Source organism: Candidatus Ornithobacterium hominis, from assembly GCF_951229915.1.
In the GTDB taxonomy this organism is placed as follows: Bacteria; Bacteroidota; Bacteroidia; order Flavobacteriales; family Weeksellaceae; genus Ornithobacterium; species Ornithobacterium hominis.
This window is the reverse complement of record NZ_OX579588.1, coordinates 1,416,489-1,435,243: the sequence shown is the minus strand read 5'-3', so window position 1 is coordinate 1,435,243 and position 18,755 is coordinate 1,416,489. Positions and strand designations below refer to the sequence as shown.

General features: G+C 36.1%; 14 protein-coding genes and 1 tRNA gene. 2 read left to right on the top strand and 13 right to left on the bottom strand.

The window, feature by feature from the left end; all coding sequences use genetic code 11:
* Positions 1-17: 17 nt before the first annotated feature.
* The 11 genes from mfd to QOX03_RS06700 form a co-directional block, all read right to left on the bottom strand.
* Positions 18-3,386 carry a transcription-repair coupling factor gene (gene mfd / locus QOX03_RS06750; protein ID WP_434800599.1) on the bottom strand — a complete coding sequence of 1,123 codons (3,369 nt, stop codon included), beginning with the start codon at positions 3,384-3,386 and terminating at the stop codon, positions 18-20.
* A gap of 12 nt (positions 3,387-3,398) precedes the next feature.
* A complete protein-coding gene (gene mazG / locus QOX03_RS06745; protein WP_283670530.1) occupies positions 3,399-4,166 on the bottom strand; it encodes a nucleoside triphosphate pyrophosphohydrolase in 768 nt (255 codons plus the stop codon).
* Positions 4,167-4,589: a DUF5606 family protein gene (locus QOX03_RS06740; RefSeq protein WP_283670529.1), complete on the bottom strand. Its 423-nt coding sequence runs from the start codon at positions 4,587-4,589 to the stop codon at positions 4,167-4,169.
* A 23-nt stretch (positions 4,590-4,612) separates the two neighbouring features.
* Positions 4,613-5,188, bottom strand: a complete 576-nt coding sequence (gene def, locus QOX03_RS06735) for a peptide deformylase (protein WP_283670528.1) — start codon at positions 5,186-5,188, stop codon at positions 4,613-4,615.
* Between the two features lie 29 nt (positions 5,189-5,217).
* A complete protein-coding gene (ruvX, locus tag QOX03_RS06730; RefSeq protein WP_283670527.1) occupies positions 5,218-5,631 on the bottom strand; it encodes a Holliday junction resolvase RuvX in 414 nt (137 codons plus the stop codon).
* Positions 5,632-5,913 carry an ATP-dependent Clp protease adaptor ClpS gene (locus QOX03_RS06725; protein WP_283670526.1) on the bottom strand — a complete coding sequence of 94 codons (282 nt, stop codon included), beginning with the start codon at positions 5,911-5,913 and terminating at the stop codon, positions 5,632-5,634.
* Positions 5,903-6,736, bottom strand: coding sequence for a 50S ribosomal protein L11 methyltransferase (gene prmA / locus QOX03_RS06720; protein ID WP_283670525.1), 834 nt, complete (start codon positions 6,734-6,736; stop codon positions 5,903-5,905). Before prmA ends, QOX03_RS06725 begins: the two co-directional genes overlap by 11 nt.
* Before the next feature lie 67 nt (positions 6,737-6,803).
* Positions 6,804-9,131 carry a translocation and assembly module lipoprotein TamL gene (gene tamL, locus QOX03_RS06715; RefSeq protein WP_283670524.1) on the bottom strand — a complete coding sequence of 776 codons (2,328 nt, stop codon included), beginning with the start codon at positions 9,129-9,131 and terminating at the stop codon, positions 6,804-6,806.
* Between the two features lie 33 nt (positions 9,132-9,164).
* Positions 9,165-14,123 (bottom strand): translocation/assembly module TamB domain-containing protein, encoded by a 4,959-nt coding sequence (locus tag QOX03_RS06710; RefSeq protein ID WP_283670523.1) that lies wholly within the window; start codon positions 14,121-14,123, stop codon positions 9,165-9,167.
* Positions 14,124-14,188: 65 nt separating this feature from the next.
* Positions 14,189-15,130 (bottom strand): hydrogen peroxide-inducible genes activator, encoded by a 942-nt coding sequence (locus tag QOX03_RS06705; RefSeq protein WP_119059582.1) that lies wholly within the window; start codon positions 15,128-15,130, stop codon positions 14,189-14,191.
* Between the two features lie 325 nt (positions 15,131-15,455).
* Positions 15,456-15,528 (bottom strand) — tRNA-Lys (locus QOX03_RS06700).
* A gap of 90 nt (positions 15,529-15,618) precedes the next feature.
* Here QOX03_RS06700 and QOX03_RS06695 point away from each other — a divergent pair.
* The gene (locus tag QOX03_RS06695; RefSeq protein ID WP_283670522.1) at positions 15,619-16,149 is read left to right on the top strand and encodes a shikimate kinase; all 531 of its coding nucleotides are present in this window, start codon (positions 15,619-15,621) and stop codon (positions 16,147-16,149) included.
* Here the strand turns inward: QOX03_RS06695 and QOX03_RS06690 are convergent.
* On the bottom strand, positions 16,124-16,501 hold the full coding sequence (locus QOX03_RS06690) for an RNA-binding S4 domain-containing protein (protein WP_283670521.1): 378 nt from the start codon (positions 16,499-16,501) through the stop codon (positions 16,124-16,126). The genes QOX03_RS06695 and QOX03_RS06690 overlap by 26 nt on opposite strands.
* Positions 16,502-16,686: 185 nt before the next feature.
* Between QOX03_RS06690 and QOX03_RS06685 the strand changes: the two genes are divergently transcribed.
* A complete protein-coding gene (locus QOX03_RS06685; RefSeq protein WP_283670520.1) occupies positions 16,687-17,367 on the top strand; it encodes a hypothetical protein in 681 nt (226 codons plus the stop codon).
* A gap of 45 nt (positions 17,368-17,412) precedes the next feature.
* Here the strand turns inward: QOX03_RS06685 and QOX03_RS06680 are convergent, their stop codons facing one another.
* The gene (locus QOX03_RS06680; RefSeq protein WP_283670519.1) at positions 17,413-18,666 is read right to left on the bottom strand and encodes a DEAD/DEAH box helicase; all 1,254 of its coding nucleotides are present in this window, start codon (positions 18,664-18,666) and stop codon (positions 17,413-17,415) included.
* Positions 18,667-18,755: the final 89 nt, after the last annotated feature.

The following is an 18,755-nucleotide window of genomic DNA, read 5'->3' as shown; positions in this document are numbered from 1 at the left end:
TCTTCGATTATAAAAATTTATAAGGCTTTAGAAATTTCTTCCAGTTTTAGATAAGCCAAATCAATAGTCGAGACTTGCTCTACTCGCAAAAGTAGACTAGGAAACTCTTGCCCTCTTACTTTCTTCTCTTTCAATATACCAAAGTTAGGATTTTGACTTAGAAATTGCATGATTTTTTGAAAAACTGGCTTCTGATAAAAAGGCGACTGAGGATTGTTGATAAAATAACCCAAGAAGATTCCATTTTTCAGAACGATTTTTTCCATGCCCAGTTTTTCTGCAAGCCACTTTAATTCCATAGATTTTAGTAAATCACGAGCTTGTGTAGGCAAATTCCCAAACCGATCGATTAGATTTTCTCTGAATTGGTTCAGTTGATTTTGATTTTCAACTTGTGCTAGCTCGTTATAAAGCGCCATTCGCTCTTCTACGTTGTTCACATAATGGTCTGGAATCAGTAATTCTAAATCAGCATCTAAATTAAAATCAGAAACATAATCTTCTTTTCTTTTTAATTCATCTTGAAATAAATAATTAAACTCGTCAGAATATTTCAATTCTTCTATCGCTTCGTTTAGTATTTTTTGGTACGTATCAAATCCCATTTCAGCCATAAAGCCAGACTGCTCTGCACCCAGTAAATTTCCTGCTCCACGGATTTCTAAATCCTTCATTGCAATATTGAATCCCGAGCCCAAATCTGTAAATTGCTCAATGGCCTGTAATCTTTTGCGTGCTTCATCCGTCAAAGTAACGAGTGGAGGCGTGATGAGGTAGCAAAATGCTTTTCGGTTGCTTCGCCCCACGCGCCCACGCATTTGGTGCAAATCTGCCAGACCAAAATTTTGCGCATCCACAATCAGCATTGTGTTAGCATTTGGCACATCGACACCACTTTCTACAATCGTGGTAGAAACCAAGACATCAAATTTCCCGTCCATGAAATCCAGCAAAGTTTTTTCTAACTTTTTCCCGTCCATTTGCCCGTGGCCGACAGCAATTTTGGCTTCAGGCACTAGGCGCTGAATCATTCCTGCCATTTCTTTCAGTCCATTGATTCGGTTAAAAATAACAAAAACTTGCCCACCACGTTGCAATTCATAGAAAACCGCATCACGAATTTGTTCCTCGTTCAGCCCAATGATTTTTGTTTCCACAGGCTGGCGATTGGGCGGGGGAGTTCTGATGATAGACAAATCCCGAGCTGCCATTAAGGAAAATTGCAAAGTTCGTGGTATTGGTGTTGCAGTGAGTGTAAGTGTATCTAAATGAGACCTTAAAGTTTTGAGTTTGTCTTTGATGGAAACCCCGAATTTATGTTCTTCATCAACGATTAATAAGCCTAAATCTTTATAAATCACTTTTTTGCCAACAATCTGGTGTGTACCGATGAGAATTTCAATTTTCCCTTCAGCTAAATCCTTTAAAATCTCATTTTTTTGCTTTGTTGTTTTGAAGCGGTTAAGGTATTCCACCCGAACAGGAAAATCTGCTAAACGTTCTTTGAATGTTTTATAATGCTGAAAAGCCAAAATTGTAGTAGGAACCAGCACAGCTACCTGTTTTCCATCCGTTGCAGCTTTGAATGCGGCACGAATAGCCACTTCAGTTTTCCCAAAACCGACATCACCGCAAATCAAACGATCCATGACCTGCTCACTCTCCATATCGGTTTTCACATCTTCGGTTGCCTTGAGTTGATCTGGCGTATCTTCGTAGATGAAACTCGCTTCTAGTTCGTTTTGCAAGTAAGTATCAGGAGCAAACGCAAAACCTTTATCTAATTTTCTCTTGGCGTAAAGTTTAATTAAATCAAAAGCAACTTCTTTGACTTTTTTCTTGGTTTTATTTTTTAAATTTTTCCAAGCAGGCGAACCCAATTTATTCACTTTAGGAATTTGCCCGTCTTTACCCGTATATTTAGCAATTTTGTGCAAAGAATGAATGCTGACATATAAAATATCATTATCTCTGTAAACCAGTTTGATGGCTTCTTGCATCGTTCCGTTGACATTGATTTTTTTCAACCCACCAAATTTGCCCAAGCCGTGGTCGATATGCGTCACGTAGTCGCCAACCTGCAGGCTAGTCAATTCCTTGAGTGTGAGGCTTTCTTTTTTAGAAAAACTATTTCTTAAATTAAATTTATGGTAGCGTTCAAAAATTTGATGGTCGGTAAAGCAAGCTATTTTTAAATCTTTATCTACAAACCCCGCATGAATGCTCGCTAGTACTGGTGTGAACTGAACTTCTCTACCGATGTCTTGAAAAATTTCTTGAAATCGCTGAATTTGCTTGGCCGAGGAGCAAAAAAGATAATTTCTAAAACCGCCTTTACTTTGTTCCTGCAAAGCATCAATCAAGAGGTCAAACTTTTTGTTGAACGCTGGCTGAGGCGTTTGCGAATATGAAAATTTAGCGTGTGGTGAGAGTAAGGTTTGGGCAGAGAATTCTAACACATCAAAATTTGAAATTTCTGTAAGGAAATTTTCAGCCTTTAAAAATAAATCTTCTGGGTTTTTATGTTGAATTTCTGAGTTTAAATTTTCAAAAGCCTTCTCAGATTTCTCGAAATTTGATTGAACTAAACTTTTAGTTAAAATCAAATTTTGCCCTAAAATAAGCGTTTTTGAATTTAAAAATTCCAAGAAAGATTGTCTTTTTTCGGTATTTAACTTATTCTCTAAATTCGGAACAATGACGAATGATTTCACCTCTGCTGTGCTAAGCTGAGTTTCCAAATCAAAAGATTTGATGCGTTCGATTTCATCACCAAAAAAAGAAATGCGATACGGCTTCTCATCGGCGTAAGAAAAAACGTCAATAATTCCACCACGCACCGAGAATTCGCCTGGTTCGGTCACAAAATCTGTCCTTTTGAAATCAAAAGAAAATAAAATTTCATTCAAGAAATCGACTGAAATTTCATCACCAACTTTTAGCCGATAAGTTTTCTCGGTGAGTGATTTTTTTGTAACGACCTTTTCTGTTAAAGCATTAGAAGTAGTGATGATAATCCTTGGTTTCTTAGAAGAAGATAATTTATTGAGCACCTCAGTTCTTAAAACTACATTAGCATTATTGATTTCCTCAATTTCATAGGGTCGGCGATAACTTGCTGGGAAGTAAAGCACTTGATCTTTGTCGAGCAAATCTTCCAGTTCGTTCAGGCAATATGCTGCGTTTTCAGCGTCATCAAAAATATAGAGTAATGAGCGTTGCGTTGCTATAAAAAGTTGATGTGCAAAAAAAGAAAAAGCTCCGCCAATTAATCCTTTGCATTGCAAATGCTGAGGTTCTTCTTGGTTCAAAAAATGAATAATATTTTCAAAATCTTTTTGATTCTTGAATTGCTGACTGATTTTTTGAATAGAAATTGTTTCCAATTTTTTTAAGCCTTAAAAATTTTTTTGTTTAGATTTTTCCCAATAGGCATCCATTTCTTCTAGACTCAGGTCGCTAAAAGACAGTCCATTTTTTTGAATTTCAGCCTCCATCCATTCAAATCTATTTTTGAATTTTTGGTTGGTTTTTTCCAGCGCCGACTCTGGGTTGAGCTGGAGAAAACGAGCGTAGTTGATTATAGAAAATAAAATATCGCCAAATTCATTTTCTAGGTTTTCCTCATCGGCTTCTTGCAGTTCGTGTATTTCTTCCTGAATTTTAGCAAAAGATTCATCGCCATTTGAGAAGTCAAACCCCACGCCTTTCACCTTCTCTTGTATTCGCATGGCCTTCACCATAGCGGGCAAGCCTTTGGGTACGCCAGAAAGCACAGATTTCCTACCCTCTTTCATTTTTAATTGTTCCCAGTTGCGCTTGACTTCTTCTTCATTTTTGACTTCTACATCGCCGTAAATATGCGGATGCCGAAAGATGAGTTTTTCTGCAATCGTGTTTAGGACATCGGCGACATCAAAGGCATTTTTTTCTTCACCGATTTTACTATAAAAAACCAAATGAAGAAAGAGGTCTCCCAGTTCTTTCTTCACTTCAGTTAAATCATTATTGAGAATAGCGTCTCCCAGTTCGTAAGTCTCTTCGATGGTCAAATGGTATAGGCTTTCCATAGTTTGTTTGCGATCCCACGGGCATTTTTCTCGTAGCTCATCCATGATGTCTAGCAAGCGGTGGAACGCCTGAGTTTGCTCTTCTCTGCTGTGCATTTATTCTTCTTCAGAAGTTTTGGGCGCTTTTTGCTCTTTTGAACTGCTTAAAAGTTCTTTTCTCAGTAAGATATTGTACCATTGGAACAATTTTTTCAAATCAGAGTGGTAAACACGTGACTTATCATAGTCTGGTAAAACTTCTTCCATGTAATTTCTTAACTCAACCTCTGGTGAACGGTGATTGATGGTCTCACCACCGTTTTCTTTATCATAAATTTTTCTAAAAACTTCTGCCAAAGGGACTTCCTCTGTTGTAGTGTAAATAGCTACATTGCTCAAAAGACTGACATTGTAGCTCGCTGGCACGTTAGTTTTTTTTCCGTCATCTAAATTTTCTGCGATAAAACCGCTTTTGGTTTGTGATATTAGATGGTATAAGCCTGGTTTTCCGCTAATTGCAATTACTTTATCTATCTTCATATACTTTATTTATTTAAAATTTTTTAAGCCTTAGGAAATCTCATTTTATAATTAACTTTCACATTTCCGCGCTTGATTTTTTCTAATTTTTTATGAATTAATTTTTTCTTGAAATTACTGAGGTAATCTACAAAAAGAATGCCCTCGATGTGGTCATACTCATGCTGAATGACTCGTGCAAAGATATCATTAAATTCTTCTTCATGTGGCTGAAAATTTTCATCTAAATATTTGATAGTGATCTCAGCGTGACGGCTGATATCTTCTCGGATGTTGGGGATACTCAAGCACCCTTCATTAAACTTCCATTTCCCCCCTTTTTCGTCAATGATTTCTGCATTGATGAATACTTTTTTAAACTCAGCTAATTCCTCGGCAATATCGGCATAATCTTGGTCATCCTTGAATGGTGATAAATCAATGATAAACAAACGAATAGGAAGCCCAACCTGCGGTGCAGCTAAGCCGATTCCATTAGAGTCATACATGGTTTCAAACATGTTTTCTATAATCTCATCTAGATGTGGATAGTCTGATGAAATGGCTTGGCTTTTCTCTCTCAATATAGGGTCGCCGTAGGCGCGGATATCATAAATCATTATTTCAATAATTTGGGAGACAAAGGTAATTATTTTTGATTTTTCATGAAAGATTGCAGTATAATAGTTGCGCTGACTTTATCTAGCATTCCTTTTTTTTGGCGTTTTTTCTTTTTCATCCCACCCAAGACCAAAGCTTCGGCAGCGCGGAGAGATGTATAACTTTCATCTTCTCTGTAAATTTCAATTTTTGGGTATTTTTTTTTGAAAGCCTTTAGGAATTTTTGAATATCGACTTCGATTTCACCTGCTACACCGTGTGCTCGCATAGGTAATCCTACCACTAATTTTTCTACTTTTTCAGTCAAAAAAAGTTGCTCTAAGTAGAGGAATAATTGTGAGGTAGAGACCGTATCTAGCGGGCTAGCAATGATTTGCAGCGGGTCTGTGATGGCTAAACCCGTGCGTACTTTGCCGTAATCGATAGCGAGAATACAACTCATCTAGACAATCTCTGCCGATAAACCACGTTCTAGTAAAGCAGAACATCGGGGTTTTAAATCTTCGTACGAACCACTTTTCACATCACATCGGCCGTTATAGTGTACAATCATAGCACACTGCTCGGCCTGTAATTCATTGTGCTCACAAACGTGAATCAGACTTTCTATGACGTGATCAAACGTATTGATGTCATCATTGTAAAGGATAATTTTATTTAATTCTTTTTCTAATGAAAGAACGTCTATTTCTTTTTCCGTTTTATGTTGAAAATTAATCTTCATTTTTTTTAAATTCTAAGGCAATCCAATCGTTACGGTATTTGGTGGAAACAAATTGTAAGCCAAAATTTTCTACAAAATTAATCATTATTTTTTCATCAGAATCTAGTAAGCCACTCAAGAGCAAAATGCCATCATTTTTCAGCGCATGCAGGTAGAAATTCATATCTTGCATCAAAATATTTCGATTGATATTGGCTAGAACAAAATCAAATTTTTCTGCAGGAATGCTCTCTGCACCGCCTTTTAAAAACTCAATAGCAACATGATTTCTTGCAGCATTTTCTTTCGCATTTTCATACGACCACTCGTCAATATCAATACCCACGACGTGCTGTGCTTTTTTCATTTTAGCGAGAATAGCCAAAACGCCAGTCCCTGTGCCCATGTCTAGCAAACTTTTCTTGGTGAAATCTTTTTCTAGAATATATTGTACCATGAGATGCGTTGTCTCATGATGTCCTGTACCAAAAGACATTTTGGGCTGAATGATAATTTCATAAAGCGAAGTAGGATGGGGGGCATGAAATTCTGCTCGAATGTAGCATTGGTCATCTACATTTACAGGATGAAAGTTCTTCTCCCATTCCTCGTTCCAATTCACAGGTTCAATTTTCTTTTTTTCATAACTGATTTGCGCTTCATCAGTTTCTCCAAGGATTTCTTGCACAAAGCTTTCATCGTCAAAATCTTGTAAAATATAAGCCTTGAAACCTTCTGGTGTTTCTTCAAAGCTTTCAAATTCTATTTCACTCAGCCGAGCGATTAAAATTTCTGTCCACGGTTGTGCGGGGCGAGTTATAAAATGATATTCAATGTAATTCATAGTTTTCCGAATATAATGATTGAAAAGAAAAATTGGGGTAAAAATTTTTTAAGCCTTTAAAAAAAAATTAAAAAGGATACCCGATGGCAATGTTTAGAATTAAATTATCTTTTCTCCAATTCTTGTCATTAAAATTAATTTTATCAAACATCCAGCGTTTGCCTTCTTCTAAGTAAGGTTTTCTAACAGGAGTGGCTAAGTCCAAGCGCAATACCAGCACAGAGAAATCTAATCTCAAGCCCACGCCCGCACCTACGGCAATTTCTTTGATAAAATTTTTGGTAAACTCTCCGCCCGGGCGTTCTGCATTTTTGTTTACGAGCCAAACGTTCCCTGCATCTGCAAATAAGGCTGCATGAACGAATTTATAAACCGGAAAGCGAAATTCTGTATTTAATTCCAATTTTATATCACCTGTCTGGTCATAGAAAAAGGTGTTTTGATTGTTCCTAGAATCAAAGCTCCCAGGGCCTAAAGTCCTGGCACGGAATGCCCGAATACTGCTGCTGCCGCCTGCAAAAAACTGCTTTGAAAATGGGATTTCTAAAGAATTACCATAAGGATAAGCTACCCCAGCAATTAGGCGCGAAGCAATGCTGCTGTGCGAACTGATTTTGTGGAAAAATCGAAAGTCATTTTCGATTTTGGCGTATTGGCTGAACGCAACATTGAAGAACTTAACTTGCTTATCTTTTTTTGCATTGGCACCCGTGATTAGACCAGAGAGATTTCCTGATAAATCAACTTTACCTTGGTAATAGAAGGTGTTTTTTTGAGGTAGCATTGTGTTGGTAAAAGTGAAAGTATAATTGGGTCCAAAAATCAATTGATTTTCTATAACTCTCTGCAGGTAAGGGTTTTTTCCAATTTGTCGGCGGTAATTTTCAGTGACGTTAGAAGCCGAAACGTATGAGGCCACAAAGGGATTGAACTCATGTTCTTTCTTTAAATTTTCTTTCCAATAGTAGCCAAAAGAGAAATTGTAATTACCTAAAGTGTAAAGTTTAGTCCTCTTCTGAAATTCATACCCTGTTGTAATCTGCGTTTTGGGCAAAAATGAACCGCCAGGCTGAGGTTTGAAAAATGGTACCCAAAGCCGAGGAACAACTAAACTCATACGTGTACCGTAGCGAAAGAGGTTATTGGAGTTCTCGGGGCCGCCAAGCTGGTAATCAAATGCGCTGAAAATTGATGCCGTAAAATGTTCTGCACCACGGAATAGATTGAGATGAGACCAGTTTAAATTCACTTCTCCACCTACAAAATTATCTGAATTTGTTTTACCTAAAGTTTCTAATCGTAAGGATTTAAATTTTTTAGGTGTTAATAAATAATAAGCATCAAATTTATGATTTAAGCTATCTGAAATGATGAATTGATTTTTCACGAATTTGAAAACGCCTAAGCTAATGAGTCGATTCAGTGCAATATTGTGGTCTTTACGGTTGTACAAATCGCCACGTTTGAAGGGTAAAGAATTATCAAAAATTTTTGGATTAAATTTATTATTAGGGTCGATGAAAAATTTATCATTATACATTTCTAAACCATCTAAATTAGCGGGGATTCCGTAATTGTTTCTTTGAGCTTCATCTAAATCATAGTCTGTGAAAACTACCGTTTGGTCGATGGTAAAGGCTTGGCGTGAAAGCTGAGGAGCATCATCTTTGACTTTTAAGATTAACTCAACTTCGTGTAGATCGGTCACTGTAGAATCAGCTTGTACAATGATGTTATCGGGATGGAAAAAGTAGAAACCTTTCTGTATTAATTCGTTATCAATTCGCTCCCTTTCATTTTTTATAACATCTAAATCAAAGGCATCTCCGCTTTTGAGTAAAGTTTCTGCGTGTGTTTCTGCGATAGCTTTTTCTACCAAAGTTGAATCAGACGGGAAGCGTACATTCCTGATGAAATAACGATAATCAGGATTGACGTTGTAAACGATTTCAGCTTTTTTCCCTTTGGTTAGCGTGTCAAATTTAGCTTTGGTATTGAAGTAGCCTTTGTTCTCAGAATAATTAACGATGATATCTCGGTTAAATTCTCGGTTAACATCGCTGAGCAAAACTGGTTTCTCACCGACTTTGTACTTCAGCCAATACCAAAAACCTTTTGGTTTCTCTGGCTCTGAAATCATATTGTGAATAGCCACACGCGGGCGCATACCTAGGAGGCTAGCGTTGGGTTTTGGGGTTAAATTGTCTTCGATGCCTTTTTTTAATTCTTTTTTTTCTTTTTTAGAAATATGCGCATCATCAATGTTGATTTTGGCTCCCGTGTAGAGTTTTTCATTTTCAGCGAGTCCTCTAGTTCCTTGGCAAGAGAAAAAGTTGAAAAAAATCAAGCTGTAAAGGGTGAGAAAAGAAATTTTATAAAATGCTTTTGTATTCATTCTGAAGGGAATTTTTTTTAAGGCTTTAAAAATTTAATTGCTTTTAGGATTTTTCGTTTTTCTAAAGATTTCAGCAAAATCATTGTATTCTAAAGTGATGATAAAACCTAAGCCTGTCTCTATCACTTGACCTTGAAGTGCAACTTGGTACTCATTCTTCCTGTAAGCTCTCAAAATGTACTTGCCGTCGCGCGAGAGGCTATAGTCTAATGAAATTTCACCAGCGATGTTGGTCATATCTTCATTGGTGCGTGCTTCGCCTTCCACACCAAATTTATTGCCCACGGTGACTTTCAGGCGATCATCGAGCAATCTTTTACTTAAAGAAACATTTAAATCTGTACGATTTTGTTTTTTACCAGTGGTATAGTCCTCACGACTTTCTAAATCAAAATTTAAGTCCACGCCATCAATCAAATCAGAAGCTAATTGATTTAATTGCTCAGATAAAATGCGGCTCACGCTTTGGCGTGCCATCGATTCTGGCGATAGACCTGAATTGCTTTGGAAGGGATTTTCACCAATAAAGCGGTTGAGTAGAAGCAAGGCAAAAACTTGTTTGTTCATCTCATTGCTATCATTTCTGATGAGCGAAAGCTTTGTTTTAGTATTATCAATTACCTCCGTTGCTACACCAGCATTATTTCCATCGACATTGATGTCAAACGAAATTTCAGGTTTCATCAAATCTCCTTTCATCATCAGTAATGTATTGAAAGGAATCTTCTGTTTATAAATATTCAAACTTGCACCATTTAATCCTGAAATTTGCTGTTCTAGCAAATCAATAGGAGCGGTTTCAGTTTTGTAAACCGCTGTGATGTCAATATTGGCAGAGAGCGGGTCTCCTGCCCATGTGATAGTGCTGCCTTTCTGGATATTAAATTTTCTTTGTAATAAATTGATATTTAATTGGTAAGCTCCTTCGTTAACCTCGTAAATACCCGTTAGACTCGTTTTTCCTGAAGGGTCAATACCCCCAGAAAGCTCAGCCTCTCCTTGCAATTGTATAAAATCACCCGTTGCTTGGTCTACAATAATGGAGAGTTTAGCTTCTTTTTTCACATGAATGTCTACGGCAACATCTAAGCCTTTGATGCGTGAAGTTCTATCAACACTATCCTTTTTTAAGCTTTGATTTAAGACAACTTGGTCTTGGTCTATGAATTCTACAACGCCTTCTCTTTTCTTCAAACTGGGGCTGCTTTGCGGTATCGTAAAGCTAAAATCTGTAGGCTTATCAATATTTATATTTCCGCCTATTTTAGGCAAATCTAAATCACCTTTGATGGCCAAATCAGTGTCAACAGAAAGTACACCGCCGACTAAATTTTCACTATTTTTTTCAGCATCGACGATTTTAAAGTCTTTAGCAGTCAAACGTAAATCAAAAGAAAAATCTTGGTATTTTTGAGTGAAAATAGTTCCGTCAAGCAACATTTGATTTTTATCTTTATCAAATATGCTGAACTGATTGACTTCAATTCCCTTTGGCTGAAACAGCAACTCATCATTCATACCCTGAAACTTAGTTCCCAATGTAGTCACAAACATACCTACATCATTGAATTTTAATTTTCCGTGGATGGAAGGCGAATCAGACTTGCCAAAAATCTCTAAATTACCTGATAAGAAACCCTCTGCCTCTTTTATTTGCTGAGCTGTAAATCCTTGAATACTAGTCATATTCAAGCGGTCAATCAATAATTCAAAGTTTAAGTCATCATTTACTAAATTGTAATTTCCATCCAGATTCACTTGATTTCCATTTCCTTTCAGCTCTATTTGTGTATTTATATGTTCTGCCGATCTTTGATTTAAATTCACATCCAAATGCCCCAAAGGAGCATTGAAAACCTGCAAACTATCTACTTTTAAATTCCCATTAACTTGAGGAGATTTCATTAAATTTTTCAGCTCAAAACTTCCGTTCAAAATACCTTTAGCCAGTAGCGTATCTTGCTGAGCTAGAGCTGTGAGCGTTTCAAGTTTAAAGTCCTCAATATCTAGACGCAACGGTGAAAATGGAGCAGAACCACTAGACTCCAAAGAGAGAAAGCTATTCCCGTGCGAGAGTTTGAAATTTTGAGCATTAATTCCTTCGGGGTGCACCGTGATTTGATTATCATGCTCCACATGCCAGTTTTCTCCGTTCAGCACCAATTGCCCAGGGCTGAGGGATAGCTGAAAAACTTCATCCAGTCGCTGTGCACTTCCGTCAATAGCATAGGCGATATTTTGATTTTGGTCTTTAGAAGAAAAAGAATATAAAATTTGCTGATCTTTCACCGAGCCCTCTAGTGATGAATTTAAAATTTTAAACCGTCCAGATTTCAGCTCATCCCACTTGACCTGGAAAACCAAAGCTTGGTTTACATTGTCAATATTTAGATTAGCATTATTGATTTCATTTCCAGCATAGTCCACCTGAGGAATCTCTGCATTGAGGATGATTTTTTGAAAATCAGCATTGAAATCTCCAGAGATAGAAATAGGCTCAAAGGAATTTAAGTTTGGAATCAAATTCTTTAGAAGATTATCATTTTTTATTTCTACCGAAAAATGAAAAAACTGATGAGGGTCAATATTTTCTAAGCCTTTAGAATTTTTAAAAAATGGATAATATTGATTTAAAGTTTTTTCTAAGGCTTGAAAAATTTGTGAAACACGATATTTCCCCTCCAATTTTGCATCAGCAAAAGATGAATTCAGCTGTAATAAATTAAAATCTGACGTATTTTTTGCTAAAATCTGAATATCCTGAATAGGATAAACATTTTGAGTGTCAGACACGGCAAAATCCCTCAAATATAAATTCCCATTGAGCTCATCAGGATTTAAATTTTCAAAACTTCCACTAACTCTCCCAGCAATAATCAGTGCTTCATCATAGAAGTTTAATTTATTGAAATCCAATTTATTAATGACACCATCTATTTTAGCTTGTGGATTTTTATCGTTGTAAACTCCACTGACTGCTAAATTTAAACGTGCCGCAGGGTCATTTGAGAATAGATTTAAATTAAACCTAGAATTTTCAATGTTACCCTTTAGCTCAATTTGGCTGTAATTATATTGATTGTAGAAAAAATGCTCAATATTCCCTGAAATTTTTGCTGTAGCAGAAGTTAAATCAAAGCCATTGCCTTCTACCTTTATTGCCCCGCTCATTTTGCCCAAATCTGGGTTTTGAATAATTTTTCCTAAATTTAGATTCGTTGTTTCTAAATCTAAATCATAAGTCTCTGATTTTCCCCAGTTTATGATGCCGGCTAATAGCGCATCGCCATCGGTAGAATTAATGTTAAGTTCTGTATCAACTTGCTCTGTATTCCCTTTCAATTTCCCTTTGGTAGTGATTTTTTCAGGTAGAGAAAGATTGTTTGGCAGCGCCTCAGCAGGCAAAACTCGGCGAAGTGTTTTTTCTTGAGCATGCAGGCGGATAAGATTTACATTATAAGATAAATTTTCAGGTTTCGTTGCGTTTTTGATGCTTCCGTTTGCTTTCAACTGAAAATCATCTAAGCCTGATGCCGATAGTTCCTCAATATTCAAATCATCCACCAAGCCATTTACTTTAGCATTAAGAGCTAGCGAAGCATTTGGGTAATTTTTGAATATTTTTTGATTGGAAACCTCGGGTGCCAAAATCTGAATATCTTCAAATCCAATTTTAGATTTTTCTAAATTTAAATCAAGTTGAGCCATCCCTGGATTTTTAGTCAAATCCTCTAAAGAATGATAGGAAATTTCAAAACGATTTTTTAGCAGAGAATTAGGTGTTTCTAGCAAAAAATTTTTAAGCCTTATATTTTTTTGAGTATATTCAAAGTCTGTTTGAAGTTTTTGGAGAACCAGTCCACTTTTTTCCTCAAAATTACCTTTATTAATTTCACCCTTTATCTCAGAATCTTTCATTTCAAAATCAGAGACACTGAAATTCAGATTTTTAATGTCTAAATGATTGAAGTCAATTCCTTTTTTCTGTGGAGTAGTTGCCGTATTATTGTATAGAACATTAATGTTCTCTAAATCAAAATCATTTACAGCCAAATGCAAGGGGTTAGTTGGATTGGTTTCTGAATTTTTGGTTTCAGAATCTTCACTGGCTAAAAACAAATCAGCCTTGATTTTAGCATTTTTCAGCACAAAATCATCCAGTACGAAACTACTTTTCTCTACATCTAGCCGTTTAATTTCGCTTAACAGTTCATCAAACTTTACTTTCACATAAGTTTTAGTGATTTCATCTTTATAATCAATGTCAAAATCAACTAGTTCAATTCCGTTTAAATCTAGCTTTAATGGGCTTTGAGCCGATAGTGAATCTACTTTTTTCTCCACTTTTTTAGAGGCTTCTTGCAAAATATCTTGCTTGAGTTTCAGTCGCAGACCCTCCATATACAAATCTCCGAGAGCGTAATCATTCTCTTGCAAATCAAAATTCTTAAAACGCGTCTTTAGTGCTTTAAAAATCACTTGCGTTTGGTATTGAGTTATTGCATCGCTATAATTCAGGCGGATATTCCTCAAATCAATCTTATCTAGATTGATGATGAAAGGTTTTGAAGACTTCTCTTCCGTCGTACCAAAAGCATCGACGATGTAGTCAAAATTAAAATTTCCATTATTATCACGCTTCACAAAAGCCACCAAACCATTCAGTTCAATCGAAGTAAATTGAGCCTGATTGTCTAGTAACTTGGGTATCGCTAAGCCTACATTGAGGTTTTTTACCAGCAAAATTGTATCTCTATTTTGCCCCTCTACGTATAGATTTTGCAATTCCAGCCCGTTGGGGAAGTTCACATAGACACGCTCTAGCGAAATTGGTGTGCCAATTTTATCTTGAACAAAGTGAATCACTTTGCCTTTCACAAAATTTTGTACACTTGGCAAACGCAAACTTAGCGTCGCTAGTACTAAAATCAAAATCAAGCTCAGTAAACCTAAGCCAAGTCGTTTAAAAAAGTTTCTTTTGTTAAATTTCAAAATAAAAATAGAATTTTAGTTAATGAAGATAAATAAAAAGCCTTTGTTTTTTAGTCTAAAAAAAATTATTTATTAAGATAAGGTAACGTATTTCGTTCCGATTCAAGAAAAATCATGCCACGCAACACACTGCGAATCAGATTTTTCAATTCTTTAGCAAAACTCATGCGGAGTTGGCTATTGTGGTAAATTAAACTCACCTCTCGCGTTGGGACTGGATTTTTAAAAGGTTTTATGAAATTTTTGTCCTCCATTTTCAGGTCATTTACAGCTAGCGCAGGCAAAACAGTCATCCCAAAACCATCTTTAGCTAATTTAATTAACGTCTGAAAGCTCCCACTCTCTATCATCAAACTTTTCTCTTCTTGCTGCTGAAAATGGTGACAAATCGACAGCACATTATTCCTGAAGCAATGCCCTTCCTCTAGCAAAATCAAATCTCTAATGTCCAAATCTTCCTCGCTTATATTCTTTCTTTGACTCAAGCGATGCCCCTCTGGCACAAAGGCCAACATTGGCTCATAGTATAGCAATTCCTCCACCATATCAGGTTGAAGTAGGGGTGTTACCGCAATGCCAAAATCAATGGTATTTTCTCGTAGTGAGATTAATATTTCCTCAGTCTTCATCTCTTGCATGATGAGGTTTGCATGCTTGAATTTTTTATTAAAAATTTTATAAAAAAGCGGTACCAAAGTTGGCAAAACCGTTGGAATTACTCCCAAGCGAAAATCACCGCTCAGATTTGTTTTCTCCTCATTTACAATCGCAGGCATTCGCTGCACCTCATTGAGAATCGTTTTAGCTTGAGCTAAAATCTTTTCACCTATTTTCGTTACCCGAATCGGGTGCGTACTTCTATCAAAAATATCAACACCCAGTTCCGATTCCAGCTTTTGGATTTGCATGCTCAGCGTCGGCTGCGTCACATACGCTTTTTTCGCCGCGAGTGTAAAATTCTTACTCTCAGCCACAGCCAACACATATTCTAATTGAATAATCGTCATAGAAATAAATGAAAATAATTGAAACTCACAAAAGTATAAAAAAAATTTAATAATTCTGTGCATACTCCACGCAGTGGCAAGGGAAAAGTATTCAAATTTAGCAGATTTCAGCTATAATTTTTTAAAGCTTAAAAGAAATCAATGCTTGTTGAAGATTGGTTTAAATCTCTATTCCATTAATCATAAACAAGTTTTTTCAGCATCAGCATGAAATCAAACAAATAAAGAAAAAGTAAAGTCAGAAAAACTTAATTTTTTTGCTTCGAAAGTTTAGATAGAAATAAATGATTTTAAAATAGGGTAGAGCAGAGAAGTTATAAAAATGTGACTCGGCTGGGGTTCGAACCCAGGACCCCAACATTAAAAGTGTTGTGCTCTACCAGCTGAGCTACCGAGTCGCCTTACTTTTTTCTTTTCGGATTGCAAATATAAGAGCTTTTTAAAATTACACAAAAAAATATTACTTTTATTTTTCTAAAATAATAAAAATGGTCTTGACATTAGTGGGTTACATGGGAGCTGGGAAATCAACCATAGGTAAAAAATTGGCTCAGGAATTAAATGTTCAATTTGTTGATTTAGATGAATTTATAGAAGAAAAAGAGCAACAGCCTATCCCAATCCTATTCAAAGAAAAAGGGGAAATTTACTTCCGAAAAAAAGAGAACCAATATTTGAAAATATTTTTCCAAAAGCATGAAAAAGCAATTCTCAGCACGGGTGGCGGGACGCCTGTTTTTTATAATAATATGGAACTCATTAATCAAAATTCATTTTCGGTATATTTGAGAGCTAATCCACAGCAGCTGGCGCAGCGAATTTCCCCTAAAATCAAAGAAAGACCTTTGGTGGCTCACCTCAGTAAAGAAGATTTACCTGAGTTTATAGCGAAACATCTTTTTGAACGCCGTATTTTCTATGAACAAGCAAAAGTGACTCTTTCTACCGAGCATCAGCCTTTAGAAAAAGTAGTGGGAGAAATTTTACAAGCCTTTAAAAATCATCAAAATCAGCCATAAAATCATCAAGCTCTCGACGATCTTTTTTAGTTGGTCGACCTTCGCCTTTTTGGCGGTAATAATTTTGGTCAGTCTGCCTGATTTTCAGTTCCTCGAGTTGTTTTTTGTCGGTTAAATCTTTGATGTGAAGTCCTACCAATTTAGCACCCATTCGGCTAGAAGGAATTTTCAAAACCTCAAATTCATAGAAAATTTGATTTTTGCGAAGCTTTATGCAGTCGCCTACCAATACGTCTTTAGATGGTTTTGCCAGCTCTCCGTTGACCCAAACTCTGTTTTTTTTCACAACTTCTGTAGCAAGGCTTCGGGTTTTGAAATAGCGTACACACCACAGAAATTTATCAATCCGCATATTTGTTTCCATAGAGGAGTTAAAAAAAATACTGGTAACAAAGGTAAGAAGTTTAAAGAAAAAGTGTTTTATTGTTTCTCAGTGGAATTAAATTTTTTTAAGCCTTTAAAAATTTAACTGCTTGTTGAGTTTAGTTGAAAGCTTTGAATTATTTATATTTGTACTTTTCAAATTAAAATAGAAATATGGATTTAAAGAAATTAGGATTTTTGCTTTTAGCTGTTTTCGTTTTTTGGAGCTGTTCAGAGGACAGGCCAGGTTTTTTTATTAGCCAAAATAAGCAAAACAAAATCGATGACAGAGCTTTGGTGAAATACTTGGAGGAACATTATTTCGCAGAAGATGGAAGTGTAAAGGTTTTTAGTTCAAAAGATAAAAGTGATGACCACTACACACCGCTAAAGGAATTGGCAGAGAAGGCGCCAGAGGGCTATTATGTTGTGAAAAACCCAAAGCATCAAGCCGCGGGGCGTTCAATTAGCGATAACCAGACAGATAAAATATTAATTCAGTATAATTTGCAGTTACTCAAGGCATTGGAGCAGAAAGACTCAGTCTATTATCTACCTGCTACGATTGTATCTACGGTGAATAGTACTGGTTTGCCTGAGTGGGATCCTGTTTTTTATCACACCACCAAAGAGGCTGATTCTTATGAAGTTAAATCTATTATCGAAGGCTTGAAAAAATTTAAATCTTCTGAGAAAAAAGCCGATGAAGAGCCTTATGTGAATTTTCAAGGTTTGATTTTAGTACCATCTCGGTTGGCTCATGGAAGGTCTTCTAACCCGTTTAATATCAAGGAGACAGATCTTTCACTTATTTTAAACTTTGAATTGTACCAAGTCGTTCAGCGGAAGAAATGAAAAATAAAAAAGGCTTGAAAAAAATTTTTAAGCCTTTAGAGAAATTTAATTCGATTTTTTCTCTTCGTAGAACGTAAATGCGTTTCCTTTTTTTCCTGCGCGCCCCGTTCGCCCAATACGGTGGATGTAGGTTTCATAATCTTGTGGAATTTGGTAATTGATGACGTGCGTCACATCAGAGATGTCTAGGCCACGGGCAGCTACATCAGTAGCGACTAAGATATTAATTTTTCCACGCTTGAAGTCCTTGAGTGCAAATTTTCGGTAATTTTGAGATTTATCACCATGAATTTCATCGACTTTAAATTTATTTTGTTTTAATTTTTTTGTAATTTCAGAAACACTCTGTTTGGTTTCAGAGAAGATTAAAACTTTTTCAAAATCTTTCTGAGAAATTAAATCAATCAGCTTGTCAAATTTATTTCTTCGATTGAAGAAAACGACATCTTGGTCAATATGTTCTGCTGTTGCCTTACCGCTGCTTACATGAATTTTTATAGGATTTTTGACGAATTGTGTGATGATTTCTTTTTGATTTTCAGCGAGTGTAGCAGAGAAAAGCAAAGTTTGATCTTTCTGTGTCAGTTGGCGATTGATTTCTAGTACATCTTGGCTAAAGCCCATATCAAGCATGCGGTCAAATTCATCTAAAATTAAAATTGAAAAGTCATTGAATTTTAAGGCTTTTCGGTTGGCTAAATCTATCAAACGACCTGGTGTACCAATCACAAAATCAAAAGGTTTTTGCAAGGTTTTCAAATCTTTCTTGATGCTAGTCCCGCCGATGAATGAAGTTCCAAAAAGTTTTAATCCTCTAGAAATAGCTTTAAATTCTGCTTCGACTTGCTCTGCTAATTCGCGGGTAGGAACCAAAATCAAGCAAGAAAATCGCGTGTCACTATACAACATACTGTTGATCGTGGGAATTAAAAAAGCAGCTGTTTTCCCAGTCCCAGTATTGGCTATGGCTAAAACATCTTGAATATTAGTGATTGGCTCAAAGGATTTTTCTTGAATTTCTGTCGGCTGAATATAGCCAAGCTGTAGCAAGTTTTTTAATAAATCAGGGTGTAGCGGAAACTCCTTGTAGCTGTACTTGGGTTGATATTTGATTTCTTCTATAGGTTTGCCTACGTGCTGAAAGCGTTCTGGACTTAAATCCAGTTTTTTTATTTTTTTGGAAGAAGATTTTCCTCTTCCTCTTCTCCTTCTATCTTTTGGGGGTCTTGCTTTCCCTTTTTGGTCAGAAAATTTTCGACCTTGACTTTTCTTAAGTCTTGAATTTGGTTTGTTTTTCATAAAATAAAAATGTTGTAGAAAAGTTTTGACTGAAAAAAAATTCTACAACCGATATTGAACGAAGAATATTTTAGTAAAAGGAACCTTTC